The following is a 24,690-nucleotide window of genomic DNA, read 5'->3' on the forward strand; positions in this document are numbered from 1 at the left end:
AAAAGCTCCAAATAGTGGGGTCAAGCCCAAGTGGACAGGCTATCCTAGCGCAGCATGTCGCAGATTTCGGAACCGATGGCGCCATTCTGGATAGTCGTCATCAAGAGCCGTTGCTCTATTTCGAACGGAGGATCCTGAGGACCAACGAACGGATATGTTCCCTGCGCAAAGCTACGGGACTCTTCCGCCAGTTTCGCCGCCAGGGCTGCATGCAAGGCGAGGCTTGCATCAATATACTTGAGGTGAGTCGGTTCCTTCAGTATAAAATTCAAAGGAGCCTTCTGGTTCAGGACTCTTTGTTTCGGAACAAATTCACCAAATTCGTCCTCGACGCCCATATTCGCCGCAATTATTCTTTCATTAGAAAGCAATGCCGACACCGCAGGCCACGAAAGAGCATTCTTCACGCCCGTCGCCGTCACCAGATAGTCACCGTCCTCGATGATCTCGCTCACGATCTTGTCGTCCTGATAATCTTCGATACGAACATTATTATTAGTCAGCACACCCGTGAAGTTGCTAGCCGTATTTAGATTGTGCGTGTCGGTCACCACACAGACGTTCATGCCGCGACGCACGCCCTGCAGGGCAATGCCGCAGCCGACCTTTCCGCTACCGAACACGATCAGATTCTTTTCTTCAAAAGCCGAAAAGCCCAACTGTTCCAAGCCGCGGAAGTAGCCGTCACCCGTACCGAGGATAGTTTCGATGCGCTTCACGATTCCGCTATCGGCAACATAAACTGGCAACTGGGAATCTTTGAAGAACTGTACGCCACTACGGGTCAGTTCAACAAAGCCCTTTCGGGGATGGCAAAAGGCGAATTGTCCTGCACAGTCCAGGACCAAGTCAAAATCATCGGCTACGGTTCCATGACGAACATCCTCGTCAGTCACCACAGGAATACCACTTTCTTTCAGGAACTCGACAATCGCCTTGTCACATGGCATGGCCGTGTTGCCGCTCCCCAGGGAGCGTCCTACATACAGTTCGGCACCGCCCGCCAACAAGGCGCGATACTGCACTAGCGTATTCCTAAAGATGGGGGTCGCAGCGAGGACCTTGAGACCGGCAAAAGGCCTTTTCTCGATCCAGTAATCTGCCAGATACGCGAGGGCGGGATATTCCCTCGGTTCGTAAGCTTCGTTAATGGCGTCCGAAAAAATCATGGCGCCAAATTTAAAAAAATTATTTTTCTACGGCAAGCAGCTCGGGCGCACCCCTATCCGGAAGGGGCCTAAAGATCTTCACGTTGGTCTGCGACGCGGGGCCGCCAAACGCCTTCATTTCGCATACGAACAGGAAATTCATTCCAGCCACCACCTGGGTTGCAACACTCAGCGGCTTTAGGTTCAAGTAGGCGTAATCCTTAGTGGCAGCGACAAACACAGCCGAATCCTCGGCCGTAAGCGGGCGCTGTTCCGAGAATCCACCCATAAGCATCTCGTCGGTCTTGCCCACCGCAAGATCCGCAAAGAAAGCCTCGATTTCCTTCGCAGCCACTTCCACGCCATTCTCGGCAGAAATCCTCTTGTTCGAAATTCCGTAGGCCAGAGTCACGTTGGCGCCTGGTTCCAATGTTTTGAGTTCGGCGGCACTGGCCTTGCGTCCGCCACTACCGTAGGTACAGAACGGAACCACCACCTTGCCACTCAGGTCATTGGAATCGAGGAAAGTGTATATCGGCGGAGCGAACGATCCGAACATGATAGGATAGCCTAGATAAATAGTGTCGTACTTGGCGAGATTCACCTTCGCATTTAGCAAAGCAGGCCACTGTTTAGATTCACGCTGGACCCTCACTGCGGCGACGGTGCTGTCGTAGGTAGAGGGGTAAGGGGTGGCGGTCTTGATTTCAAAGATGTCGGCGTTCCGGGCTTTCTGGAAAACATCGGCAACCTTCTTAGTGGAGCCCGTCTGGGAGTAGAACACCACCAGGGACTTAGTCACCTGCTGCGGGACCTGGGCGGATTCTTCTTTACAACCAACGAGAAATGCTAAAAGAAATGCCAGGGCGATACCGAAATACTTTTTCATGTTGATACCTCGTTTGAGAAAGTAAAAAAATAAAGGAGAAACGGCTTGCAACCCTTTTTTCTAGAGGCAAATAACTCGTAGCAGAGACTCATTTTTCTATATTTGCCCCCGCTTGGCGCATGTTGCGCCGCATTTAACGGAGGCTAAAATGGCTCTACAGTTCTACAACACCGCATCGCGCAAGAAAGAAGTATTCACTCTCCCCGAAGGCGTTCCCGCCGTGCGCATGTACTGTTGTGGCCCGACGGTGTACCATTTCGCCCACATCGGCAACCTCCGCACCTACATTTTTGAAGACTTCCTGGTCCGTACGCTCAAGTACTACGGCTACAAGGTGAACCACATCGTGAACATCACCGACGTGGGCCACCTCACCAGCGACGCCGACTCCGGCGACGACAAGATGGAAAAGGGCGCCGCCCGCGAAGGCAAGTCCGTCTGGGACATCGCGAAGTTCTACACCGACGCCTTCATGGCCGACTGGCACCGCCTCAACATCCAGGAACCGACCCGCTGGACGCCTGCCACGCAGCACATCCAGGAACAGATTAAACTGGTGAAGACCCTCGAAGAGAAGGGCTACACCTACCGCACGAGCGACGGCATCTACTTCGATAGCCTCAAGTTCCCGCGCTACGCCGACTTTGCCCGCCTCGACGTGGAAAACCTCCGCAAGGGTAGCCGCATCGACATGGGCGAAAAGCACCACGCTACCGACTTTGCATTGTGGAAGTTCAGCCCGAAGGACAAGAAGCGTGCCATGGAATGGGACAGCCCGTGGGGCGTCGGTTTCCCCGGCTGGCACATCGAATGCTCCGCCATGGCCATGAAGTACAACGGTCCGACGCTTGACATCCACTGCGGCGGCACGGACCACATCCGCGTGCACCACACCAACGAAATCGCCCAGAGTGAATGCGCTAACGGCGTGCCATTTGCACGTTTCTGGATGCACGGCGAATTCCTCCGCACCGCTAGCGAAGAAAAATTGGAAGACGGCACCACCGAGCAGAAGTTCGGCAAGATGAGCAAGTCCAGCGGCGAATTCCTGACGGTTTCCCTGTTGATGGACCGCGGCTTCAACCCGCTGGATTACCGTTTCTTCGCGATTGGCAGCCACTACCGCAACTACCTGAACTTCACGTGGGAAGCTCTGGAAGGCGCCAAGGAAGGCCTCAAGAGCTTGCACAAGAAGACGGATCCGCTGATCGGCAAGGCAACCGCTATAACGAGCGAAGCCGCTAAGGCATTCCAGCAGGAATTCAAGGACGCTATCGGCGACGACTTGAACATGCCGCGTGCCCTCGGCATCATGAACACGATGCTCAAGAGCGATATCGATGACGGCGAAAAGGCTGCGCTGGTGGCCGACTTCGACCAGATTTTCGGTTTGAAGCTCGACGAGCCCCGTGAAGAATACGCCAAGAAGGGTGCGAATGACGGCGTAGATGTCGCAAAGATCGAAGCGCTGATTGCCGCCCGTAAGGAAGCACGTGCCAACAAGAACTGGGCCGAAAGTGACCGCATCCGCGACGAGCTCGCCGCGATGAACGTGGTCATCAAGGACTCCAAGGAAGGCACGACCTGGGAAATCAAGGGTTAGTAATTAGTCAATAGTCATTGGTCATTAGTAAATTTGCCCGCTGTCGTGCGGGCATTTTTTCATTGTCATCCTGAGCGGCCCCTGGAGCGCAAAGCGCGATAGGGGAAGTCGAAGGATCCAGACCTGATTTTTCCTTTTTTTATATTAGGCATCATGAACATCAAGCAATTTGTCGTGAATCCCTTCGGTGTGAACGGTTTCGTTTTAAGCAACGATGCCGGCGATGCGATTCTGATTGACCCGAGCGTTTCTAGCGAGCAGGAGGAACAGGCCCTCGCCCGCTACATCGAGCAGAATAAGCTTACGGTAAAGCGACTCCTGAACACGCACCTGCACCTGGACCACGTGCTGGGCAACGCGTTTGTTGCAAACAAGTACGGGGTGCAACCCGAAGCGCACGAAGAAGACGCGTTCCTTTTGGATTTGCAAGAAGAACAGAGCCAGATGTTCGGACTCCCGATGCGCACCCATTCGCCCGGACTCGGCAACTACCTTGCCGAGGGCGATGCCGTCGAGGTGCCCGGCATCAAGCTGCAGGTTTTCCACATCGCAGGGCACTCCCCCGGCGGCATCGCGTTTTTCTGTGAAAACCCGGGCGAAGTCAACGGCCAGAAGAATGTTCCTCCCCTGCTGTTTCCCGGCGACATTCTGTTTGCGGGTAGCAGAGGCCGAAGCGACCTCTTCGGCGGAGACGACGATGCACTTGTCAGCGGAATCAAAAGCAAGTTGATGACTCTCCCGAAAGAAACCGTCGTATTCCCCGGACACGGACCCATGACGACTATCGGGGATGAGAGAAGGTGGTATTGACCTCAACTTGATCTCAGCAATAGATTGCCACGCCTTCGGCTCGCAATGACGTTATGACGAACGAACAGAAAAGAATTGGGTGGATTGACGAATTCAAGGGATTCGTCCTGCTGCTCGTGTGCCTGTACCATGTGGAGCAATCCTTCCCGCAGGCGCAAATGGGAATGCTGCACCTGAGCGCACTCCGCATGTCGGCCTTCTTCTTCATTTCGGGAATGCTCTTTAGCACGCGCCGTTTCGGCAATTTCAAAAGCTACTTCATTCACAAGACCCGCGTTCTGCTCGTTCCCTACATTCTGCTTTCACTGCTGTTCTTAGCGCTGGACCCGGTGCTCTACAATTTTGACTTGTTCCCGAAGGCGCCCCGCATGACGGTCATGAACATCAAGCCCGAAATCGCGACCGTATGGGATTATATCTACTGGAACCTTGCAAAAATCTTTGTGGCGGGCAAGTCTTCCATCGGATCGGGCCCGCTGTGGTTCGTGTTCACGCTGTATTCCGTAAGTTTGATATTCTATGGGGTGCAGAAAATTGCGAATCACATAAAGGCTCCGCGGGCAGCGACCATAATCATCGCCATCGCAAGTCTCGCAGGCGGTTGGCTCCTGTATGTCAATCACATCCGCCTGCCGCTCGGGATAGAGCGCGACTTGACCGTGCTTTTCTTCTTTGCGAACGGATGGCTGTGCAAAACCGCAGTAAACAAATTCTCTATGGATTGCTTCGCCACATGGGCTCGCAATGACGTGGGTGCTTTGCGTAACGGCACCATTCTCGCGGCTGCAGCAATCATCTCGTTTGTCACTTACGCCTACATCGAAGTTCCTGACCCGAACTTCAGCATCATGAACAACGACCTCGGGAAATCCCTCCCCGTATTCCTCACCAGTTCCTTCTTTGGAATTGCGGGTCTTGTCGCCACATTCATGTTTGCAGACAAACTACCAAGCATCGCACCCATCCGCATTATCAAGGGAATTCTCCGCAATATTTCACGCAACGCGCTCGTGATTCTCGCGGTGCATTGGTACATACTGTTTGTCATGCGGTTACTTTTCCGCGAAGCCTTCAACAAGCCGGGCATCGCCTATCTCACCATCCCCGTGGTTGCAACCATGGTTATCGGGGCAATTCCGCTATTCCGCTGCAAACTCTACAAATTGCTCGGTAAGCAGCCTGCCAGCGTACGCGAAAGTTTGAACATTCGCGACTAGATTTCCAAGAAAGCCTTTAAATCGTCCATGCGACGTTTTGCCATTTCAACGCCATGTTCATAGGACTCATTCATCTTATCCATATTGGTGTCAAACTGGTCGCACAAATCAATCACCGGGCGAATCAAGAATAGTTTGCCTTTCTGTTCCAGTTTTTCCATATGCACAAACATTTTCTCATAGCGCTTAAGTCTTATCATGAGCGCACGAAAAAGTTCCGGATACTTTCGCTTGTACATCGGATTCAAAATCGCACGGTACTTGCGGAAATCCGTTACGGCCTCACCCGGATAGTGAGTCGAAATGGCAACCACCTTATCGCAACCCTTCTCAAAAGCGCGTTCATAAGGAATCGGCACTGTGATGCAGCCATCGGCATAATGTTTGCCGTCAAGTTCCGCCATCGGGAAAATCATAGGCAGGGCGCAACTGGCGCTAATCAAATCCAGCAAGCGCTTCTTGTCGTTCTTTTCGCTCTTGAACTCGGCACGGCCCGTTTCGCAACAGGTAAGCCCAATTTCACACTCAATTTTTGAATGACTGTACGCATCAAAATCAAGCGGCATCTCGCCATCGGCAGCAAGATAGTTCAAAGCATGGAATTCCTTCTGAATTCCGATAAACTTGCTCGCCCACTTCTTGCCCTTCTGCAGACGCGTCGGGAGCACGATAAATCGCAAGCGGCCCTGCTGGCGCGTAATAAAATTCACCGCTGCATGGGCTCCGGCAGAAACTCCTGCCACGTAATTAAAATCAATACCTTCGTCAAGCCAGGTGTCAATCACACCTGCACTGAACATCGTCTGACGGGAACCACCTTCTAGTACAAGTCCCGTCTTCATGCCACAACCTCTTCGGGAGTTTCAGCTGCATCCGGCAACACCGGCGGTTCGGCGACGCCAAGCGCCTGCTGCTTGAGGCTCCAGACTTTCTGCCTAAAGTATTCGCTGCGTTCAGCCAAGTGTTTCGAAGATGGAATACCCTTTACGCGTTCAATCTTTTCCGAGTCGCCCACTACGACCTGAGTCCGATGGCCAAACTTGTAAATGCCATCAAGGCCTACCGAAAGCACCGGAGCCCCGGTACTGCGGGCAAGAAACGCAAAACCCGTCTTGAATTCATTCAGCAAGCCGTCGTAGCGGCACTTTCCCTCGGGGAAAATAATCACCGAATTGCCTTTTTCCAGTTCACGCTTCGCAAGCAGAGCCCATTCGGTGTCCAGATTAAAGCGGTCGCAAGGAATCACGCACTTCACGCGAGTCAGTGCCCAGCTAAAATGAGGATCTTCAATCTGGTCCTTGGCCACCACAATGCTTCTATTGTGGAAAAAGACCGCGAGCATCATGAGAGGATCCCACATGCTCGTATGATTCGCAATAATTACAGAAGGAGTCTTGAGCCGCGTAGACTTCACCGATTCCCCGACAAAGGTGACCTTCGTACGGTACCACACAAGCAAATAAACTCGCACGGTGTAGATGACTATCACCATGACGAACTGCATGAAGAGTTCAAACAGCGAGTTCTTCTTTTTCATTATTTTCCGAGAGATTCCTTCGGGATGCTAGTAAAGGTGAGGGCGCCCTTGGCATGAACGTTGCCGTTCACTTTCACGATGCAGTCAAAGCCGACCAGCACGCCGCCTTCCTTCGTCTTCTTCACAGAGATTTCGAGCTGGTCGCCCGGAATCACCGGCTTCACGAACTTGAATCCGTCAATCTTCAAAAGCACGTAGAGATTCTTTTCTAAATCTTCGGCGGGCTTTTCGATCACGAGCGAGCAAAGCTGAGCACAACTTTCCACAATGAGCACGCCCGGCATAATCGGGGTTCCCGGAAAGTGACCCGTAAAGTACGGTTCGTTCACGCTCACGTTCTTGATGCCCACGGCAGATTCGTTCGGCGTAAGTTCCGTGACACGCTCGATCATCTGGAACGGCGGACGCTGCGCAATCTTTTCGCTGATTTCGTAAATATTCATCATAGAGAAAGTCCTCCGTCGAGCACGAACACCTGGCCGGTCACGTAGGCAAACTGGTCAGAAGCCAAGGCAGACACGATGTTCGCGACTTCGTCGGCAGAGCCAAAGCGCTTCAGAGGAATCTTTTCGAGGTAGCCCTTACGGGTTTCTTCGGGAATCGCTTCGATCATATCTGTTGCGATAAAGCCCGGAGCCACGGCATTCACGCGAATACCGAAACCGCCGAGTTCCTTGGCAAGCGTCTGGGTCAAGGAATTCACGGCACCCTTCGTGGCGCTGTAAACAGCCTGGCCTGCAAGAGCGAACTTCGAAGACACGGAGCTCATGTTGATGATCACGCCGGACTTCTGCTTGTACATCTTCACAGCCACCTGCTGTGCGCAGTAGAAGTAACCCTTCACGTTCAGGTCGAAGCACTTGTCCAAGGTTTCGGGATTCATCATCATCAGGTATTCGTCGCGGACGATGCCGGCATTGTTCACCAGCACGTCGATACGGCCGTAAGCCTTGAAGACTTCGCGAACCATGACCTTTACCTGGGAAAGGTCAGCGACATTGGCCTTGTAAATCATGCCATCGCCACCTTCGGCCAAGATCTGATCCAAAGTCTGCTGGGCAGCCTCGTCGGAACTGGAGTAGTTCACCACGACCGTGTAGCCATCGCGAGCAAGGCGCAAGGCGCAAGCCTTGCCGATTCCCTTAGAAGCACCTGTTACCAAAGCTACTTTCATATTCAAGCTCCTTCTACCTAAACATTATTTTCCGAACACGACTGCGCTGTAAGAACCGCCCGTCGCATAAGAAATCACCAAAATTTTCTTGAGGTTTGCCGAGTCTACATTCTTTGCAGAAACAGAACCATCTGCCGCCACAAAGTAGGCGTTGTCGTTTGCAAGTTCACCGCTCAAAAGGAGAGCAGCTTCGGCGGCGGCAAGGGCTGCAGACCCCGCACGGCCTTCACCGGTGCGTTCCTTGACTTCAAAGAGCGGCATCGCGGCAAGCTTTTCGCCAAACACGCGCTTGAGCGCGCCCTTCTCGATATCGTCGATTCGCTTGCAGCCGTTGGCAAAACCGCAGACAGCATCCACGTCGGCTGCCGTAATGCCGGCATCGGCCAGGGCATCGGCAATTGCCTTGTCCAAGGCTTCGTCAGAACCGGCGAGCTTACCGAACTTCACGTTCTTGCGGCCATGGCCGAATCCGAGAGCGTAGCAGTAAACCTTGGCACCGCGGGCCTTGGCATATTCTTCTTCTTCGAGCAAAATCGACACGGAGCCGTCGCCCACCACAAAGCCGTCGGCATTTGCGAAAGGTGCGACCACATTGTTTGCTGCCACGCCGAGCTTCTGGGCAAATTCCGTGATAATCGGCAGGTTTTCGTCGGTACCGGTAGCCATCATGGCCTGTTCCTGACCGTCGTGAATCACGTTCATGGAGTAACCGATGCTATCGAGGCCCGAAAGCGGACCGGTGGTAATGGTTACCCCGTAACCCTTGATGCCCGAACAAATAGAGAGGTAACCGCCAGCCGCATTGTAAACGGTGTGCGGGAACTTGAAGGCGGAACCGCCGGCATTGCCGAGTTCAGCAATCAGTTCTTCAAAATCGTAAGTGGCGCCGAGACCGCCTTCGCTGGTACCCACGATAATGCCGATATCCATGGCATTTTCGTCAGACACTTTGAAGTTCGCATCTTGCAGCGCACGCATGCCCGAAACAGTCTGGAGCTGACCCAGGTTGTCGAGCTTGCGGTAGAAGGCCATCTTGATGCCAAGTTCCTTGTAGTCATCAAGAGCGATTGTCGAACGCACCGAGGCAGACTCGGGCTTCTTGCCTGCCTTCACGGCTTCGACGTAAGCGGTCTTGCTGTTGCCGAGCGGCGATACAATTCCAAGACCCGTCACGGCAATCTTCTTGCCTGCCGCACTCTGGGCAGACACGTTACCCGCTTCCTTCGAGAAGACGATTGCGGCATTGGTACCGCCGAAGGCAACATTGTTGCTGAGTACGCATTTCAAGTCCTTGTGGCGGGCCTTGTTCTGCACAAAGTCCATGTCGCCGACTTTTTCCTTGAGGGCGGCTGACTGTTCTTCGCTATACGGGAAGGTGGGAAGCACGGTGTCGGTCGTAAGAGCCTTGATACTGAACACAGCCTCGATTGCACCAGCGGCACCTAGGCAATGGCCTGTAAGCACCTTGGTAGAACTAACACTCACAGTCGGGTTTTCTTCGCCAAAGTAGGCCTTGAAAGCGGTCATTTCGGCGTTATCGTTCTTGCCTGTACCGGTACCATGAGCATTGATATAGCCGATGTCGGTTTTGGTAATGCCGGAATTCTTGACGGAGCGGTTGATCGCTTCCTTAAGGCAAAGGCCATCTTCGCGCGGAGCGGTAATGTGGTTTGCATCGCTCGTGACGCCGGAACCGAGCACTTCGCAGTATTGCTTGGCAGCACGCTTTTGCGCATGCTCGTAAGATTCCACAATCACGATGCCAGCGCCTTCGCCAAGCGTAATGCCATTACAACGATTGAACGGAGAGCATCCGTTTTCGTCAAGGGCATGCAAAGAAAGGAATCCGGAATAAGGCACCGAGGCAAAAGAATCGGCTCCGCCCGCAATGACAACATCTGCCTTGCCGGCGCGAATCAAGTCGCAAGCCACCGCAATCGAAATCGTGCCCGCGGCACAAGCGTTCGCCACATTCGTCACAATGCCGCCGGCGCCACAAGTTTCGGCTACCTGGGAGGCAATCGAGGCGATAGGCATCTTGGCAATTTCAGAAGCGTCGCGACCATGTTGATGATACTGTTCAATCGAAAGGACGCCGCCCACGCAACTTCCGATAACCACGCTCACACGCTGGTCGTCGTTAAAGTTCTTGAGGCCTGCATCGGCCAAGGCTTCGTTTGCAGCCTTGATGCAAAGTTTCGAGACGCGGTCCTTTTCATTGGGAGCGTCAATTTCATCGAGGGTATCGCACTTGACTTCGGCAGCCAAGTCCGCATAGCAGTTTACTGTATCAACAGAAGTAGTCTTATGAATGCCGGAAACCGATTCCAGGGCACTCTTCCAAGTTTCTTCGACATTGTTACCGACGGCACAAATGACGCCTAAACCTGTAACTACACAACGCTTGTCATTGGGGGTCATAGTTATTCCAAAGAGAGATGCATCCTATTGCCAAGCTCCAGGATGCGAGAAAAACAAAAAAAAGCCGAGAACGGATCCCCGGCTAAATTCTTTAGGCCTTGTGAGCTTCGATGTAAGCGGCGATTGTATCGATGCTCTGGAAGTTTTCCTTGGCAACGCCCGTCATGGAAACACCAAAGTTGGAGTCCACAAAGGAAATAATTTCAAGGGAATCAACAGAATCAAGGCCTATTTCTTCGCCAAAAAGCGGAGTATCAAACTGGAGAACGTCGCCATCGACGCCGAGGTCGGACATAAAGAAAGCCTTGAGCTTGTTTTTCATTTCGTCAGAATTCATAGTTGTACCTCACTAATTTTCTAGTGTAAAGATAGAAAAAAACACGCCCTTGTCTTTTTGAAAACTTTACAATTCCGACATATTGCACATATAAGAAGACAAAATGACAAAAAATTAGCCATTCTTGGGGAAAAAGAGCTCCACCTGCTTCGGCAATTCCGTCGTAGGCTTTCCATCCTTCAGAAAGCAATGAAGGCTGCTACCCGTAGCGCACAACACGCCCTCGACAAATAGTTTGTACTTAAACCGGAAGTGGTAGACACCCGTACGCTCCAGAACCGATTCGATATCCACAAAATCGCCATAATGCGTCGCTCGCTTGTACTGCACTTCGAGTTTAAGAACGGGCCCCGTAAAGCCATCGGCTTCAATATCCACGTAGCTCGCTCCTGCCGACTTGAAAAAGTCCAGACGGGCCTGTTCAAACCAGACCGGATAAACGGCATGATGAACGACCCCCATCTTATCCGTCTCGGCATAGCGGACTTCGATCCTTGTCGTATGGATATGTTTGCAGATTTCCAGCATTAAAACGCCTGCCTCACGTAAAAGGACAACCCAAGATGGTCAAAATCCACCCACGAAAAATCGGCGCGGGCAAAAAGGCTTTCTTTCAGGTTTAACGCGACCAAGGCTCCCATACCGAGTGACTTATGCCATTCATTGCGGAGCAATTCACTGAAATAGCCACCCGACTTGCCTCCTTCAAAGAACACGTGGGTCGCAAAGCGCCAGAAGAGGAACCTACGGGCCTCGGCCTGCACAATGACAGCCTGGTTATCATTAAAATAGAGACTTTCTACTCCGCGGAACCGGCAAATGCCGTCGGGACCGGCCAACATATCGAAGGGAACGTCCCCCTCGGCACGCTGCCACAGAAAACCGAGGGCCAAGGATGTTCCGAACAGGAGCTCCGTATATCCGCGCAAGTCAAGACTTTCAACATTGAAGGTATAATCACCGAACTTGTCCATGTAGAACATCTGCTGCCACTGGGCCAAATAACCGTGACGAGTCCAATTAGTATTGTCGCGCGTATCGAGACCGAACAGGTAACCAATTCCATTGCGCCAACCGGAATGGTCGTCAGGCAGTGCCTGTTCTCCGCCCTCCTCAAATTCGATGTCGGAGAACTCGACATGAATCTCCGTCCCGTACTTGAACATTTCCGGAAGTCCTACTCTCGACTCGATCCTGGTTCCGTACAGGAACTTTTTCCGGTCAAAATTCACGAAACGATCGATATCGGGATCATTTCCGCGGCCATAATAACCCGCCACCCAATCCTGATACTTGAGCAGTGACCACACAGTCACCCGGTCATGGAACAGATAGAAGTAAGGTTCCAGGGTCAGGTTCAGCTGGTCGCGAGTCGAACCATAAGCTGTAACGCCTATTTCGGGAACCTTGCCTCCCCTTTCGTCCGGTTTCAGGAAAAAAAGAGCCATGAATCCGTACTGGAATTCAGTTTCCTCCGTATACCCCAGGACCGGAACAATGGAATAACGCTGAAAAACATCCTCCTGTGTCAGATCGACATCGAGCTCTCTCGAAGAGGGGGCCTCCTGAACCGGTTTTACCGGAATTGCCACTGTTGCGTGTACAGAAATGGCGGAAAACACCAGGACAGCAACAACAGCTATATTAGATATGAGGCTCATGGCAAGCCAAATATAGAAATCAGGCAGGATTATTCCAATTAGGAATGGTATTAGCACAGCCCTCAATATTTTTTTTGTTACGTAAAAGTCCGTTTCGGGAAAAAATATTTATTTTTCTTTACGCAATTCCCTTTCAGCGAGATTCTATGCAAAAAAAACGGCTCGGCACATTTTTCGGTACCAAGGCATGCGATTCCGGATCGGAATCGGTCTGTTCCGCATGTAGGCGCCGCAAGAGTGGTTTCACGATTATAGAATTGGCTGTCGTCATCATCATCATCAATCTGCTTGCCGGCGTTGCAATTCCGCAACTGACGGACTATATCGAGCGTACAAAACAGAAGCTCGACGTCCTAAAGCTATTCGAACTCCGCGACGCTCTCAATCGAGCACTGTACGAAACAGACGCCGTAGAAAGCGTCACAGAAGGGAATTATCAGGGATGCAATACAGTCAGCAAAGACGCTCTGAGAAAAGCCCTTGCCAGCGACAAGGGGGTCGCCCTATTCATCATTCAGCGCAGTAGCTACATGCCCGCCAACTACCAAGGAACGCATGGTTCCGCAAGCACAAACAATATGTGCGGTCTCACATTTTCTGGCGGCGTCTGGACCAATGCTTTAAAAGAGGCCGGTTTCGGAGCCGTCGCCGACATCATTGCAGACAGAGCTAACGGTGACAAAATCAACACCAACTCCAAGACCTATACTGCAGTAAAGAACGCTGGCAACAACAGCTGGTGGCGCACGTATCCCACAAAGCCGATTTTCCAGAGCAGGATGCTCCAGAGCAATCCCACCGAAAAAACGGCATCCAACACCGCCATCGCGCTGAAGATCCGCTGGGTTAACGGGGATGCCAAAAGCAATGCCATTGACGTTTTCTTCGGCAAGGACGCGAGCACCTACGAATCAGCCTTACTAAGCAGGCAAATGGTATGTTTCTCTACGCGAGGAGCTGCAGGATGCAAGAAATCCCAGCCCTCCTACTAACGAATTCACGAAAGGCTGCCCCAGCGGGCAGCTTTTTTACTACCTTATAATTACTATGAGTGAAAACTGCCTTTTCTGCAAAATCATCAAGGGAGAGATCCCCTCCAAGAAAATCTACGAAGACGACGACGTTTTTGCCTTCTACGACATCGCCCCGCAGGCACCGGTGCATTTCCTGGTAGTGCCCAAGCGCCATATCGCGACCATCATGGACATGAAACCCGAAGACTGCGAGCTCGTGGGCAAGATGCTCTACCGCGCCCAGCTAATCGCGAAAGACCTCGGCCTCGAAGAGGGCGGCGCACGCTTCGTGTTCAACTGCAAGGCCGACGCCGGCCAGACTGTTTTCCACATCCACCTGCATGTGGTCGGCGGACAGGTCATGGGCTGGCCCCCGTTCCCGGTAAAATAAGTTGATCAAGACACGCTGCATCCCGCTACACCGTTTCGCCTACAGCGACTCGAGCCTGATCGTGAAGGCCCTGACGGAAGAATGCGGCGTCGTGAGCTTCATAGTAAAGGGAGGCAAGCGCAAGGAGTCCCCCTTCAAGGGAGCCCTGGATCCGCTAGCCCTCTCGGAAGTGGTTTTTAGGCAAAATCCCTCTACCGAGCTACAGTTCATCAAGGAAGCCACCATTATAAATTGGCACGAAAACCTTCGCGCCAGCCTACTCAACCTTGCCACAGCACAGGTCATGGCCGAAATCGTACTTAGGTACGCTCCGCAAGGAGTTCCGCTCCCCGATGAATTCAACCTACTTGGCAACTCCCTTGCCGAACTAAATTCCACGACAACATGCGAAAGCACATTCGCCCAGTGGCTCCTCGACACCTGCGATTTATGGGGATACCACCTGGATCTCGGTATATGCAGCCGCTGCGAAAGCGAACTTTCGGAACCTGCGGCAGACTTTTTTCCTGAATCGGGCAGTCTCATCTGCAAAAATTGCCAGGGAATCGTCTCGGCGAGGGCAAGAAACGAAACATTGCAGGGGCTCTGGGATTTGCATCTATCCCGTAAAGTTCCTATATTGCGAGGCCGGGAATATGTCGAGAACGCACTTCTCGCCTACCTGAGGAGTCATATCGGGTTCATGAAAGATCTTCATTCGCTTTCCTTTCTACAGGAGGTTCGAAAGTTATGCTCAGTCCAGTCGAAATAAAGAATAAGAAGAACAGCGGAAAAAAAGTATCGATGATCACCGCCTATGACTACGCCTTTGCCCAGATGGCCGAAGCGGCAGGCATCGACCAGATTCTGGTAGGAGACAGCCTCGCAAACACCATGCTTGGCTACAAGAAGACTAGCGAAATCGGCATGAACGAAATGCTCGTGTTCGTGGCAGCGGTATGCCGCGGCGCCCCCAACACGCACGTAGTAGCCGACATGCCCTACCTGAGCGACAAGGATCCCCAGACAGCATACGATAACGCAAGGCGCTTTATGGACTTGGGAGCATCGAGCATCAAGCTCGAAGGAACCCCAGCAGGCGTCATTGAATTCCTGAGGAGCAAGGACATTCCCGTATGCGCCCACCACGGACTTCTGCCGCAGACCGCCGAAAACTTCAAACAGAAAGGCCGTACCGAAGAGGAAGCCACCGCCATTATGAAGGCAGCCAAGTTCACCGACGATCTGGGATGCTTCGAAATGGTGCTGGAACACATTCCCGAAGAACTCGGAACCAGAATCACCCAGATGGTGAACGCGGTCACCATCGGAATTGGCGGAGGAAAGTTTACAGACGGCCAGGTTCTAGTGATGCACGATGCGCTCGGCATGCATCTTGGCAAGAATCCACCGTTCGCACCGAAGTTTGTCGACATGTTCAGTCTCGGTGTAGAAGGCTTCAGAAAGTATATAGAGCATGTCAACGATCCATCCAAATAGTACCATGCTCCGTATCTGCTTGACTTGCTTATAGTTACAGAGATGTCTAGAAAAAAAATTTGTTCCCGATTCTTTCGGGAACTTTTATTTCTTTGCGAGAGAAGCCCAGCAAATACAAGCATTCCAGAATTACATACAAACTATTTTTCTTCGAATTAGGACGCGAAGTAATCTTTGTATAATGAATTTTTTTGTAAAAAATGAAAAAAAATTAATTTTTTTTAAAAAAAGTGTTGATTATTTGTGAAAAAATATTATTTTATAAACATCTAATTCACAACATCACCATAAGGAAGAAAAAAATGGCTGAAAAGAAAGTTGCAAAGAAGGCTGCCGCCCCTAAGGCTGCTGCAAAGAAGACCGCTCCGAAGGCTGCTGCTAAGAAGGCTGCCCCGAAGGCCGCTGCTAAGAAGGCTGCTCCGAAGGCTGCTGCTAAGAAGGCTGCTCCGAAGGCCGCTGCTAAGAAGGCTGCTCCGAAGGCCGCTGCTAAGAAGGCTGCTCCGAAGGCTGCTGCCAAGAAGGCTGCTCCGAAGGCCGCTGCTAAGAAGGCTGCTCCGAAGGCTGCTGCTAAGAAGGTTGCCGCTAAGAAGCCCGCTGCCAAGAAGGCTGCCAAGAAGTAATCGCAACGATTTCTCCTTTGTTGACGAGTTCCGGACAAGTCCGGGACTCGTTTTCTATCTTTATGGTATGATTTCAGAAGAAAAACTCGCCGAACTAGAAAATATCCCTTACGAACAGCGCATCGAGCGCATCGAAAAGTTGCTCCAGGACAAAAAGGAACCGCGCGCATTCGAACTCGGACTTCTGCTAGCCCTCAAGATGGGACAGGAAATTCGCGAAGGCAAGGAACTCGGCTCCGAATCGGGCGATCTAGTCGCCAGCTGGAACGGGAAATACCCCGATTCCATTGTCGAAGAAGCGATCGCGAGCGCAAGGGAATTCTTGACGAACCCCGCGAAGCTCGCCGAGAAGATCAAGGCAGGATTTCTGAAAAAAGCCGAAGAAGGCAAGACAGAAGACAAGAACACCGATGAGGCCGAAAATGGATAACAAGCTTATCGCGACCGTCGATATCGGAAGCCACAGCTGCATTTTGCTAATCGCGGCCTTCGAAAAGACCCCCGGCGCAGAAAACGAAGAGCCTAAGAAAGTCCTTGTCCCTAAACTGCAAAAGGTCGAAGTCTGCCGCCTCGGTGAAGACATCTACGAGCACGGCGAAATTACCGAAAAACGCATGAAGGAACTCGAAGTCATCATGACGAAGTTCCGCATGGACCTGCATGCCCTGGGCGCAAACCTCAAGGGCGCTGTGATGACGGAAGCGATGCGCAAAGCCAGCAATCCCGATGCGGTTATCGAAGTCGTGGAAAAGGCGCTCTGGATGCGTCCCAGAATCATTTCGGGCGAAGAAGAAGGCAAGCTCACCTACCGCTCGGTGCAGGAATGGCATGGTGAAGGTATCGTGACAGTGGATATCGGCGGAGGCTCCACGGAACTATCGAACGGAACGACAACCTTTTCGATTCCAGTTGGCGCCCTCAAGATGTTCAAGGCGATGGGACCGATCCCGGGGCCCGAATACAAGAAATTCGTCAAGGAAACCTTCAAGGAAGTTTCATTCAAGGGCATGACGAAGAAGCCCGTGTACCTCATCGGTGGTACCGGAACGGCTCTTGCGATGGTGTACCTAAATAAACAGCAGTTCGACTACAAGACTATCGAGGGTCTCGAACTGTCGATTAGCGACCTGGACGCCGTCACGACACGCATATCAAACTTGTCCAAGGAACTACGCGCAATGCTCCCGGGACTTGAAAACGGACGTCACGAAGTCATCATCTGCGGCCTTTTCTGGCTGAAGTCGATTCTGGAAAAACTCCGCGTCGAAACATTCAAGATTAGCACCGCAGGATTGCGCTTTGGGTTATTGTATGAGAATCAATAAGTTTATATCTCTCTGCGGAATCGCGAGCCGCCGCGCAGCCGACTCCCTAATCGCCGAAGGACGCGTGCAGGTGAATGGCACCGTCATCACCGACCTCGGACACCAGGTGGACGAAACGAAGGACAAAGTCGAGGTCGACGGGAAGCGAGCTTCGTTACCGAAAAAGACGACAACAATCATGTTTCACAAGCCCGCTGGCTGCGTCTGCACCAAGACAGATCCGCAGGGACGCCGCACCGTATACGACTACCTGCCTCCAGCCTACCAGAGCCTCAAATATGTGGGCAGGCTTGACCTGCAAAGTCGCGGGCTGTTGCTTTTTACCGATGACGGCGAACTTTTGCACCGTCTGACGCACCCGAGTTTCGAAGTTCCTCGTAGCTATTATGTCTGGACGGACCGTCCGCTTTCCGAGCGAGCGGCCCAGAAGCTAGTTGACGGCGTAGACATCCGCGAAGAAGGCGCCGAAGACGAAGAAATCGCCTTCGCTACCGACATCTACCTGGAAAACGGCTTTGCCGAACTAGTGCTTGTCGAAGGCAAGAACCGCGAAATCCGTCGCATGATGCGCGCCGTGGGTTACGAAATCCGCGACCTAAAACGCGTGAGCTACTGCAAGCTTTCGCTCGGCGATCTACCCGCCGGAGAATTCCGCGACCTCACCGCCGACGAGATGAACAAGCTGCGCCAGGCCGTTCACGTATAGGTTCACGATGACCAAAAGGACCTTATACATAGGCGATGTCCACGGTTGTGCCGACGAACTGGAACGCATCGTGGATGCGTTCGGTTTCGTGCGCGGAACCGACACGCTTTACCAGACCGGAGACATCATCAACAAGGGGCCAGACATGCTTCGGGCACTGCAGTTCGTAAAACAGAACGGCATCCTGACCGTACGCGGCAATCACGAGGAACACCTGATCCGCATGATGGATCAACCCGAAAGCGAATGGACCGAGAAACAGCGAGGCCGATTCGCGAAGCTCGCTCTAGAAGACTGGAAATACATTCTGGAAGAAGTCAAGACATGGCCCCTGTGGCGGGACACACCGCACGCACTCCTGGTGCACGCGGGCCTCGAGCCCGGCAAGGCCAAACTCGAAGACATGGACCCTAAGGTAATCCTGTCCATAAGACTATGGAATGAAAAGCCCTGGTTCGAACAGGTGCAATGGCCGAAGACGGTGGTGTTCGGCCACTGGGCCAAGATGGGATTCGTGAACCGTCCCGGATTCATCGGACTCGATGCCGGATGCGTCTATGGCAAGAAACTGATGGCATGGTGCCCCGAAGAAGACAAGTTCTACGAAATACCCGCCGCACGGGAATACACTCCCGTCAAGGACAAGGCCAAGACAGCCATTGACGCGCCATGTATGGTTCCAGGAGACAAGCTACCCGAAAATGAACGTCCCAGATCATTCGACGACATCAAGAGAAAAATTGCGAACGGCGATATTGCTCCTGCAGACAATAGTGAAGAAGCCAAGAAAATCCGCAAGGCAAGTCCAAGCATCGCTGCGGAATGGGCTGGATACCCTTAAAAAAGAGCCGCCTGTCAGGCGGCCTTTTTGTATCACGGGAATCCCCACTAACATTGACTACAACGCGTCAATCACGGCGTTGAATTCCGCTACCGGGCGCATCCACTTTTTCAGGAGTTCGGCCTTGGGCAGGTAGTAGCCGCCGATGTCGGCGGGTTTGCCCTGCTGGTTGGCAAACGCGGCGACAATCTTCTGCTCGTTTTCAGCGAGGGCCTTCGCGACTGGGGCGAACTTCTTGGCAAGTTCCGCGTCGTCCTTCTGGGCGGCGAGAGCTTCGGACCAGTAGAGGGCCAGGTAGAAGTGTGAGCCGCGGTTGTCGAGTTCGCCGATTTTGCGGGCGGGCGTGCGGTTGAATTCAAGAATCTTGCCGTTCGCTTCGTCCAGCGTGTCAGCGAGAACTTTCGCTTTTTTATTGCCGTCTTTGAGTGCAACCTGTTCGAAGGCGGGCACCAGTGCGAAGTATTCGCCGAGGGAATCCCAGCGGAGGTAGTTTTCGGCGAGGAACTGCTGCACCTGCTTGGGAGCAGAACCGCCTGCGCCCGTTTCGTAGAGGCCACCACCCGCCATAAGCGGCACGATGCTGAGCATTTTGGCAGATGTTCCGACTTCGAGAATCGGGAAGAGGTCGGTGAGGTAGTCGCGCATCACGTTGCCCGTGACGCCGATGGTATCGAGGCCGGCCTTCGCGCGCTTCATGGTTTCCACAATCGCCTTGCGCGGGCTCATAATCTTGATGTCGAGGCCGTTCAAATCGTGTTCCGGCAAGTAGGCTTCCACCTTCTTCTGGATTTCGCGGTCGTGAGCGCGCTCCGGATCGAGCCAGAAAATCGCGGGCGTGTTGCTAAGGCGGGCGCGCGTCACAGCGAGCTTCACCCAGTCGCGCACCGGAGCGTCCTTCGCCTGGCACATGCGGAAAATGTCACCTGCTTCTACATTCTGCTGCAAAAGCACTTCGCCCTTGCTGTTGACGGCACGAATGACGCCCTTGCCCTTTGCAACGAAAGTCTTGTCGTGGCTGCCGTATTCTTCGGCGCCCTGGGCCATGAGGCCCACGTTCGGCACGGTGCCCATCGTCTTCGGATCGAATGCGCCGTTCTGCTTGCAGAATTCAATCGTTTCGTCGTAGATTCCAGCGTAGCAGCGGTCCGGGATGCAAGCAATCGTCTCTTGCAGCTTGCCTTCCTTGTTCCACATGCAGCCAGAATTGCGGATCATTGCAGGCATCGAGGCGTCGATAATCACGTCGCTCGGCACATGCAAATTGGTGATGCCCTTCGCGGAATCCACCATGGCAAGATCCGGACCCGCAGCGAGAGCGGCGTCAATAGCGGCCTTGACTTCGGCTTCCTTAGCATTACCTTCCAGGCGCTTGTACAAATCACCCAAACCGTTGTTGGCATCGATGCCGAGTTCCTTGAACAGGTCGGCGTACTTCGTAAACACGTCCTTGAAAAACACGCGCACGAACGCACCGAACAGCACCGGGTCAGAGACCTTCATCATGGTAGCCTTCAGGTGCACGGAGAACAGCAGACCCTTTGCCTTCGCTTCGGCCATCGCATTGGCGATAAACTTTTCGAGCGATGCCATGCGCATCACGGTGGCGTCGATGATTTCGCCCTTCAGGAGTGGCTTTGCGGCACGGAGTTCCGTGACTTCGCCCGCTTCGTTGACAAATTCAATCTTGTACGTATCGGCATCGGCCATGGTGATGGACTTTTCGTTGCCGTAAAAGTCGTCGGCCTGCATGCTTGCCACATGCGTCTTTACCGATGTGTTCCAGTTGCCGTTGCTGTGCGGGTTGTTGCGGGCAAAGTTCTTCACTGCCTTGGGGGCGCGACGGTCAGAGTTGCCCTGGCGAAGCACCGGGTTCACGGCGGAACCCTTCACCTTGTCGTACTTGGCACGGATTGCCTTCTCTTCGTCATTTGCCGGAGCGTCCGGGTAGTCGGGCACGTCAAAGCCGTTCTTCTGGAGTTCGGCGATGGCGGCCTTGAGCTGCGGCACAGAAGCCGAAATGTTCGGGAGCTTGATGATGTTTGCATCCGGTTCAAGCGTAAGCTTGCCGAGGAATTCCAGGTCGTCGCTCGCCTTGCCGAAGGCGGCCAGAATGCGGCCCGGCAGGGAGATGTTCTTGGTTTCCACATCGATATCGGCGGCCTTTGCAAAACCGCGCACGATGGGGAGCAGGGATTGAGTCGCCAAGAACGGCGACTCGTCAGTCAGAGTATAGTAAATCTTCGTGTTCATACGAGCCCAAAGATAGAAAATACCAAAAAATGAAAATGATTTCTCACCTTCATTCTCGTTTGAATGGCCGCGATTGGACTACAGAGACTAATGCTCGATGTTCAACAAGCGGTTGTAGGCATCGTAGCTGCACGAGCCGCCCACGATGTCGTGGTTCAGAATGACTCCCTGGGCATCCATGTTGAATGTCGCCGTGCAGTCGTCACCGGCGCGGAAAATGGCGGTCGTAGATCCGTCGTCGTTCTGTCTGGTCTCCGTGGGTGCGCCCCAATGGCTTTCCAGAATGCTGAATTTTTTACCATCCCAGTAGCTGGCGGCGGCTTTGCCCATGCAGCCAGTTAAAAGGGCTATGGAGCCAAGTACTATAGCGATTGCCGTGAATTTCTGTATTTTCATAAGAACCTCTTGGTTGTGTTTGATAAAATATAAGAAAAAAAACACTTTGTTGATAGTTATTGTTTAATATTTATATATATTTAACAAAGATAAGGAACCCGATTATGAAGAAAATCGTTGCCGTAATATCCTTGGCAGTGCTGTGCTGCATAATGGCCGCATGTGGCGAAAGCTCCTCCACTGGGTCCGATGAGGAACGCTGTTCCCTTGCTGATATTTTGCCTGAATCGAATATCAGGTGGTCTGACATGCTCACCTACGAGACTGGAGCGCAATATTGCGATGCGGATAACCTTACCTCCATGACGGCGGCAACCCTAAACGAATTCACGGAGGCTATGGCTCAGCGCGGATTTGAATATAAAATAGACGAAAAATCGATGAACTACTATTCCTACGAATTTACGAGATCATCCGCCGATACGACCGTCACGCTTACTTTTGATTATGACCTAACTGATGGAGCGCTGGTTCTTGTTTCTCTGAAAAAAGATGTGCAGCAGTTCGTGCGCGGCGATATAGATCGTCTCGTAAAGGAACACCTCTATCCGTATCTCGATAAGATCACCGGCCATCCATCGCTCATTTCGTGGACCGGTGATATCCGAGCCATTAGTACAGTCGAACCAGCAAGCTACATAGGGAAAAACTCGGCGGCTCTGGACCAATTTGTAATTCAGATTGCATCGGATGGATGGGAAAACATTGTAATCGGATTTAGTTCGGGAATTTGGTCTCTGGGGGCATCCAGGGCGTTCAACGGGACAGTCTATAATATGGTCGTAGAGGTCTATGCTGTGGACGGATATTCAGGAACGACATGGGATGATGCCGTGTCCTTCGCTAGTACGAATAAATTTACAATCAAAATCTCGAAAATGTAAAATTTTGCTGGAATATTCCCTTTCCGAAACGACAACGCCCTTGAGCTTAGATTGTCGTTTTTTTTGTTTTGTTGACATTTTTTTGTAAAATTTTAAAAAAAAACACTTAAAGCGCCTTTTTTTGCTTAAAATGTGGACTAAAATACGCGAAAAAGTTGTCCACAGACTACGAGAAAATGCTTTTATTTGACCATAATTTCTATAAATAAGGTAGATTCAAAACAAATGCGCGGATAGGTTCTGCAAAAAGAGGATGCTATGAGTGTTTGGAAGTTGCCTGCGCCGGTCATGGGCGCGTTCGGTTTGATGTTTGCGGTGTCGTCGTATGCGGCGGATTATGTTCCCCCTTCGACGGCGGTTTCGAGGGTTAATTCTTACCGCGGCTATTCGGAACTCACCGACGCGGCTAAAGGCATGGATATCGACCAGTACACCTACAACATGACCACGTGGCAGATTGCAAACGGCGGTTTTTACAAGGCGATGGCCGACAAGTACAAGAGTGCCTACTCCGGCGGACAAAAGTCGGAATGGCGCGCCAAGGATGGCGGCGACCTCGGCACGATCGACAACAACGCGACTATTCAAGAAATGCGCTTGCTGGCAGTGCGTTACAAGGAGACGACTAACAATAATTACAAGGTCGCTTTTAAGACAAGCTTTAACAAGGCTCTGAACTTTATTCTCACCATGCAACGCTCCACGGGCGGGCTTCCGCAGGTGTGGCCCAAGCGCGGTAACTACAGCGACCACGTGACGCTCAACGATAATGCCATGGTGCGCGCTATGGTCACTATGATGGATATCGCTAACAAGACTTCGCCTTTTGATTCCGATATCATTGACGATGCGACACGAAGCAAGATGAAGTCTGCACTCGACAAGGCTATTCAATACTTGCTCAAGGCGCAGATTGTGAACAATGGAAATTTGACGGTTTGGTGCGCCCAGCATGATACCGCAAATTACGCACCGCGCCCGGCCCGCGCCTATGAACTGGAATCTAAGTCGGGGAGCGAATCTGCCGGCGTTGTGTGGTTCCTGATGAATTGGCCCGAACAGACCGAAGAAATCCAGAAGGCGGTCAAGGGGGCTATTGCTTGGTACAAGAAGACTAAGGTTACGGGGCTTTACTTTAACAAGAAAGCGGGTACATTTGACAAGCGCGATGGTAATGTTTTGTGGTATCGCTTTTACGAAGTGAACAACGACAACTATTTCTTCTGCGACCGCGACGGGGCTAGCACCAAGACGCAGGACTTTACCAAAATTAGCGAAGAACGCCGAACGGGTTACCAGTGGGCAGGCGACTACGGCAGTGCAATCCTTTCGACGGAAGCCGCTTATTTGGAAGCGCTCGAAAAGGCCGCGGGCTCGTATGTTCCGCCTCCGCCGCCGGCCGCATTTTGCGGAAACGATTCCTGCAAGACGTTCATCGATGGCGTGAATTTCGTAGACATCAAGGGCGCCAAGGAAACGACGAACACGGGCTTTGTGGGCGAGGGCTATGCGAATGTAGACAACGAAACGGGTAGCTACGTGACCTACGGTGTAACTGCTGCGAAGGCGGACAAGTACACGCTCTACATCAGCTTTGCAAATGGCGGTGGCTCCGCCCGCGGCTACAGCATCAGTGTAGGCGACAAGACGCTTTTGGACGGCGGCAGCATGGAATCGACCAGCGCCTGGACGACTTGGAAAACCCAGCCGGTGGAAATCGAATTGGATACGGGTTACAGCGAACTCCAGTTTACAAGTACGGGTAGCGAAGGCATGGCGAACATCGATTACATCGGCTGGATGAGCGCTGACTTGTATGCAGGGGAAAAAGATCTCGCCGAGATTGGCGGAACGGATGCCGTCGGGGCCCGCGCGGTGCAGGCTGTTCCGGCAAATGCTGCCGCCCGCTACTATGTAGACTTTGGTAGCCGCGACCATGCCGCCGGCGTTTACCTGAAAAAAGCGAACGGGAAAGTGTTTAAAGTGAA

The 24,690-nt window shown here is 52.5% G+C and carries 26 protein-coding genes; 14 read left to right on the forward strand and 12 right to left on the reverse strand.

What is annotated here, in order from left to right; genetic code table 11:
• Positions 1-44: 44 nt before the first annotated feature.
• On the reverse strand, positions 45-1,169 hold the full coding sequence (locus tag Q0628_RS01845; RefSeq protein WP_298767869.1) for an adenosylhomocysteinase: 1,125 nt from the start codon (positions 1,167-1,169) through the stop codon (positions 45-47).
• A gap of 19 nt (positions 1,170-1,188) precedes the next feature.
• Complete coding sequence (locus tag Q0628_RS01850) at positions 1,189-2,037, reverse strand: flavodoxin (protein WP_298767870.1); 849 nt, start codon at positions 2,035-2,037, stop codon at positions 1,189-1,191.
• Between the two features lie 148 nt (positions 2,038-2,185).
• Here Q0628_RS01850 and cysS point away from each other — a divergent pair, with 148 nt between their 5' ends.
• The 3 genes from cysS to Q0628_RS01865 all read left to right on the forward strand — a co-directional run bounded on the left by cysS (position 2,186) and on the right by Q0628_RS01865 (position 5,667).
• On the forward strand, positions 2,186-3,640 hold the full coding sequence (gene cysS / locus Q0628_RS01855) for a cysteine--tRNA ligase (protein ID WP_298767871.1): 1,455 nt from the start codon (positions 2,186-2,188) through the stop codon (positions 3,638-3,640).
• 153 nt (positions 3,641-3,793) lie between these two features.
• Positions 3,794-4,450, forward strand: coding sequence for an MBL fold metallo-hydrolase (locus tag Q0628_RS01860; RefSeq protein WP_298767872.1), 657 nt, complete (start codon positions 3,794-3,796; stop codon positions 4,448-4,450).
• A 53-nt stretch (positions 4,451-4,503) separates the two neighbouring features.
• Entirely contained in the window at positions 4,504-5,667 is a 1,164-nt protein-coding gene (locus tag Q0628_RS01865; protein ID WP_298767873.1) for an acyltransferase, read from the forward strand.
• Here the strand turns inward: Q0628_RS01865 and Q0628_RS01870 are convergent.
• The 8 genes from Q0628_RS01870 to Q0628_RS01905 form a co-directional block, all read right to left on the reverse strand.
• Positions 5,664-6,509 carry a patatin family protein gene (locus tag Q0628_RS01870; protein WP_298767874.1) on the reverse strand — a complete coding sequence of 282 codons (846 nt, stop codon included), beginning with the start codon at positions 6,507-6,509 and terminating at the stop codon, positions 5,664-5,666. The two genes, Q0628_RS01865 and Q0628_RS01870, sit on opposite strands and share 4 nt — an antisense overlap.
• On the reverse strand, positions 6,506-7,204 hold the full coding sequence (locus Q0628_RS01875) for a lysophospholipid acyltransferase family protein (RefSeq protein WP_298767875.1): 699 nt from the start codon (positions 7,202-7,204) through the stop codon (positions 6,506-6,508). The genes Q0628_RS01870 and Q0628_RS01875 overlap by 4 nt, the downstream gene beginning before the upstream one ends.
• A complete protein-coding gene (gene fabZ, locus Q0628_RS01880; RefSeq protein ID WP_073054460.1) occupies positions 7,204-7,650 on the reverse strand; it encodes a 3-hydroxyacyl-ACP dehydratase FabZ in 447 nt (148 codons plus the stop codon). Before fabZ ends, Q0628_RS01875 begins: the two co-directional genes overlap by 1 nt.
• On the reverse strand, positions 7,647-8,378 hold the full coding sequence (locus tag Q0628_RS01885; protein ID WP_298767876.1) for a glucose 1-dehydrogenase: 732 nt from the start codon (positions 8,376-8,378) through the stop codon (positions 7,647-7,649). The genes fabZ and Q0628_RS01885 overlap by 4 nt, the downstream gene beginning before the upstream one ends.
• Positions 8,379-8,402: 24 nt before the next feature.
• The gene (locus Q0628_RS01890) at positions 8,403-10,799 is read right to left on the reverse strand and encodes a beta-ketoacyl-[acyl-carrier-protein] synthase family protein (protein WP_298767877.1); all 2,397 of its coding nucleotides are present in this window, start codon (positions 10,797-10,799) and stop codon (positions 8,403-8,405) included.
• A 91-nt stretch (positions 10,800-10,890) separates the two neighbouring features.
• Positions 10,891-11,136 (reverse strand): acyl carrier protein, encoded by a 246-nt coding sequence (locus Q0628_RS01895; RefSeq protein ID WP_298767878.1) that lies wholly within the window; start codon positions 11,134-11,136, stop codon positions 10,891-10,893.
• A gap of 114 nt (positions 11,137-11,250) precedes the next feature.
• Positions 11,251-11,664, reverse strand: a complete 414-nt coding sequence (locus Q0628_RS01900) for a thioesterase family protein (protein ID WP_298767879.1) — start codon at positions 11,662-11,664, stop codon at positions 11,251-11,253.
• A complete protein-coding gene (locus Q0628_RS01905; RefSeq protein ID WP_298767880.1) occupies positions 11,664-12,797 on the reverse strand; it encodes a hypothetical protein in 1,134 nt (377 codons plus the stop codon). The genes Q0628_RS01900 and Q0628_RS01905 overlap by 1 nt, the downstream gene beginning before the upstream one ends.
• 146 nt (positions 12,798-12,943) lie before the next feature.
• On the opposite strand from Q0628_RS01905, the gene Q0628_RS01910 reads away from it, so the two are divergent.
• The 9 genes from Q0628_RS01910 (at position 12,944) to Q0628_RS01950 (ending at position 19,172) form a co-directional block, all read left to right on the forward strand.
• Positions 12,944-13,789: a type II secretion system protein gene (locus tag Q0628_RS01910; protein ID WP_298767881.1), complete on the forward strand. Its 846-nt coding sequence runs from the start codon at positions 12,944-12,946 to the stop codon at positions 13,787-13,789.
• Between the two features lie 55 nt (positions 13,790-13,844).
• The gene (locus tag Q0628_RS01915; RefSeq protein ID WP_298767882.1) at positions 13,845-14,201 is read left to right on the forward strand and encodes a histidine triad nucleotide-binding protein; all 357 of its coding nucleotides are present in this window, start codon (positions 13,845-13,847) and stop codon (positions 14,199-14,201) included.
• 1 nt (position 14,202) lies between these two features.
• Positions 14,203-14,952 carry a DNA repair protein RecO gene (recO, locus tag Q0628_RS01920; protein WP_298767883.1) on the forward strand — a complete coding sequence of 250 codons (750 nt, stop codon included), beginning with the start codon at positions 14,203-14,205 and terminating at the stop codon, positions 14,950-14,952.
• Positions 14,931-15,680 carry a 3-methyl-2-oxobutanoate hydroxymethyltransferase gene (gene panB, locus Q0628_RS01925; RefSeq protein WP_298767884.1) on the forward strand — a complete coding sequence of 250 codons (750 nt, stop codon included), beginning with the start codon at positions 14,931-14,933 and terminating at the stop codon, positions 15,678-15,680. Before recO ends, panB begins: the two co-directional genes overlap by 22 nt.
• Before the next feature lie 302 nt (positions 15,681-15,982).
• A complete protein-coding gene (locus tag Q0628_RS01930) occupies positions 15,983-16,300 on the forward strand; it encodes a hypothetical protein (protein ID WP_298767885.1) in 318 nt (105 codons plus the stop codon).
• 67 nt (positions 16,301-16,367) lie between these two features.
• A complete protein-coding gene (locus Q0628_RS01935; RefSeq protein WP_298767886.1) occupies positions 16,368-16,730 on the forward strand; it encodes a hypothetical protein in 363 nt (120 codons plus the stop codon).
• Positions 16,723-17,625: a phosphatase gene (locus Q0628_RS01940; protein ID WP_298767887.1), complete on the forward strand. Its 903-nt coding sequence runs from the start codon at positions 16,723-16,725 to the stop codon at positions 17,623-17,625. The genes Q0628_RS01935 and Q0628_RS01940 overlap by 8 nt, the downstream gene beginning before the upstream one ends.
• Entirely contained in the window at positions 17,612-18,331 is a 720-nt protein-coding gene (locus Q0628_RS01945; RefSeq protein ID WP_298767888.1) for a pseudouridine synthase, read from the forward strand. Before Q0628_RS01940 ends, Q0628_RS01945 begins: the two co-directional genes overlap by 14 nt.
• A 7-nt stretch (positions 18,332-18,338) precedes the next feature.
• Complete coding sequence (locus tag Q0628_RS01950; RefSeq protein ID WP_298767889.1) at positions 18,339-19,172, forward strand: metallophosphoesterase; 834 nt, start codon at positions 18,339-18,341, stop codon at positions 19,170-19,172.
• Between the two features lie 57 nt (positions 19,173-19,229).
• On the opposite strand, the gene Q0628_RS01955 is transcribed toward Q0628_RS01950, so the two are convergent.
• Together Q0628_RS01955 and Q0628_RS01960 are read right to left on the reverse strand one after the other, a co-directional pair.
• Positions 19,230-21,422, reverse strand: coding sequence for an NADP-dependent isocitrate dehydrogenase (locus tag Q0628_RS01955; RefSeq protein ID WP_298767890.1), 2,193 nt, complete (start codon positions 21,420-21,422; stop codon positions 19,230-19,232).
• A gap of 87 nt (positions 21,423-21,509) precedes the next feature.
• A complete protein-coding gene (locus Q0628_RS01960) occupies positions 21,510-21,818 on the reverse strand; it encodes a hypothetical protein (RefSeq protein ID WP_294113549.1) in 309 nt (102 codons plus the stop codon).
• A gap of 104 nt (positions 21,819-21,922) precedes the next feature.
• On the opposite strand from Q0628_RS01960, the gene Q0628_RS01965 reads away from it, so the two are divergent.
• Entirely contained in the window at positions 21,923-22,702 is a 780-nt protein-coding gene (locus Q0628_RS01965) for a hypothetical protein (RefSeq protein WP_298767891.1), read from the forward strand.
• Positions 22,703-22,960: 258 nt separating this feature from the next.
• The coding region (gene pelA, locus Q0628_RS01970; protein WP_298767892.1) for a pectate lyase at positions 22,961-24,690 on the forward strand (1,730 nt) is incomplete at its 3' end.

The organism is uncultured Fibrobacter sp. (assembly GCF_937877005.1).
Classification (GTDB): domain Bacteria; phylum Fibrobacterota; class Fibrobacteria; order Fibrobacterales; family Fibrobacteraceae; genus Fibrobacter.

Bases quoted from the DNA above. Each gene is read 5' to 3' on its own strand.
- Q0628_RS01900 (WP_298767879.1), bottom strand. From the start codon at position 11,664: ATGCTGGAAATCTGCAAACATATCCATACGACAAGGATCGAAGTCCGC.
- panB (WP_298767884.1), top strand. From the start codon at position 14,931: ATGCTCAGTCCAGTCGAAATAAAGAATAAGAAGAACAGCGGAAAAAAA.
- Q0628_RS01905 (WP_298767880.1), bottom strand. From the start codon at position 12,797: ATGAGCCTCATATCTAATATAGCTGTTGTTGCTGTCCTGGTGTTTTCC.
- fabZ (WP_073054460.1), bottom strand. From the start codon at position 7,650: ATGATGAATATTTACGAAATCAGCGAAAAGATTGCGCAGCGTCCGCCG.
- Q0628_RS01910 (WP_298767881.1), top strand. From the start codon at position 12,944: ATGCAAAAAAAACGGCTCGGCACATTTTTCGGTACCAAGGCATGCGAT.
- Q0628_RS01915 (WP_298767882.1), top strand. From the start codon at position 13,845: ATGAGTGAAAACTGCCTTTTCTGCAAAATCATCAAGGGAGAGATCCCC.
- Q0628_RS01965 (WP_298767891.1), top strand. From the start codon at position 21,923: ATGAAGAAAATCGTTGCCGTAATATCCTTGGCAGTGCTGTGCTGCATA.
- Q0628_RS01865 (WP_298767873.1), top strand. From the start codon at position 4,504: ATGACGAACGAACAGAAAAGAATTGGGTGGATTGACGAATTCAAGGGA.
- Q0628_RS01930 (WP_298767885.1), top strand. From the start codon at position 15,983: ATGGCTGAAAAGAAAGTTGCAAAGAAGGCTGCCGCCCCTAAGGCTGCT.
- Q0628_RS01955 (WP_298767890.1), bottom strand. From the start codon at position 21,422: ATGAACACGAAGATTTACTATACTCTGACTGACGAGTCGCCGTTCTTG.
- Q0628_RS01875 (WP_298767875.1), bottom strand. From the start codon at position 7,204: ATGAAAAAGAAGAACTCGCTGTTTGAACTCTTCATGCAGTTCGTCATG.
- Q0628_RS01845 (WP_298767869.1), bottom strand. From the start codon at position 1,169: ATGATTTTTTCGGACGCCATTAACGAAGCTTACGAACCGAGGGAATAT.
- Q0628_RS01860 (WP_298767872.1), top strand. From the start codon at position 3,794: ATGAACATCAAGCAATTTGTCGTGAATCCCTTCGGTGTGAACGGTTTC.
- Q0628_RS01945 (WP_298767888.1), top strand. From the start codon at position 17,612: ATGAGAATCAATAAGTTTATATCTCTCTGCGGAATCGCGAGCCGCCGC.
- Q0628_RS01935 (WP_298767886.1), top strand. From the start codon at position 16,368: ATGATTTCAGAAGAAAAACTCGCCGAACTAGAAAATATCCCTTACGAA.
- Q0628_RS01870 (WP_298767874.1), bottom strand. From the start codon at position 6,509: ATGAAGACGGGACTTGTACTAGAAGGTGGTTCCCGTCAGACGATGTTC.
- Q0628_RS01885 (WP_298767876.1), bottom strand. From the start codon at position 8,378: ATGAAAGTAGCTTTGGTAACAGGTGCTTCTAAGGGAATCGGCAAGGCT.
- Q0628_RS01850 (WP_298767870.1), bottom strand. From the start codon at position 2,037: ATGAAAAAGTATTTCGGTATCGCCCTGGCATTTCTTTTAGCATTTCTC.
- Q0628_RS01960 (WP_294113549.1), bottom strand. From the start codon at position 21,818: ATGAAAATACAGAAATTCACGGCAATCGCTATAGTACTTGGCTCCATA.
- Q0628_RS01950 (WP_298767889.1), top strand. From the start codon at position 18,339: ATGACCAAAAGGACCTTATACATAGGCGATGTCCACGGTTGTGCCGAC.
- Q0628_RS01940 (WP_298767887.1), top strand. From the start codon at position 16,723: ATGGATAACAAGCTTATCGCGACCGTCGATATCGGAAGCCACAGCTGC.
- Q0628_RS01895 (WP_298767878.1), bottom strand. From the start codon at position 11,136: ATGAATTCTGACGAAATGAAAAACAAGCTCAAGGCTTTCTTTATGTCC.
- Q0628_RS01890 (WP_298767877.1), bottom strand. From the start codon at position 10,799: ATGACCCCCAATGACAAGCGTTGTGTAGTTACAGGTTTAGGCGTCATT.
- cysS (WP_298767871.1), top strand. From the start codon at position 2,186: ATGGCTCTACAGTTCTACAACACCGCATCGCGCAAGAAAGAAGTATTC.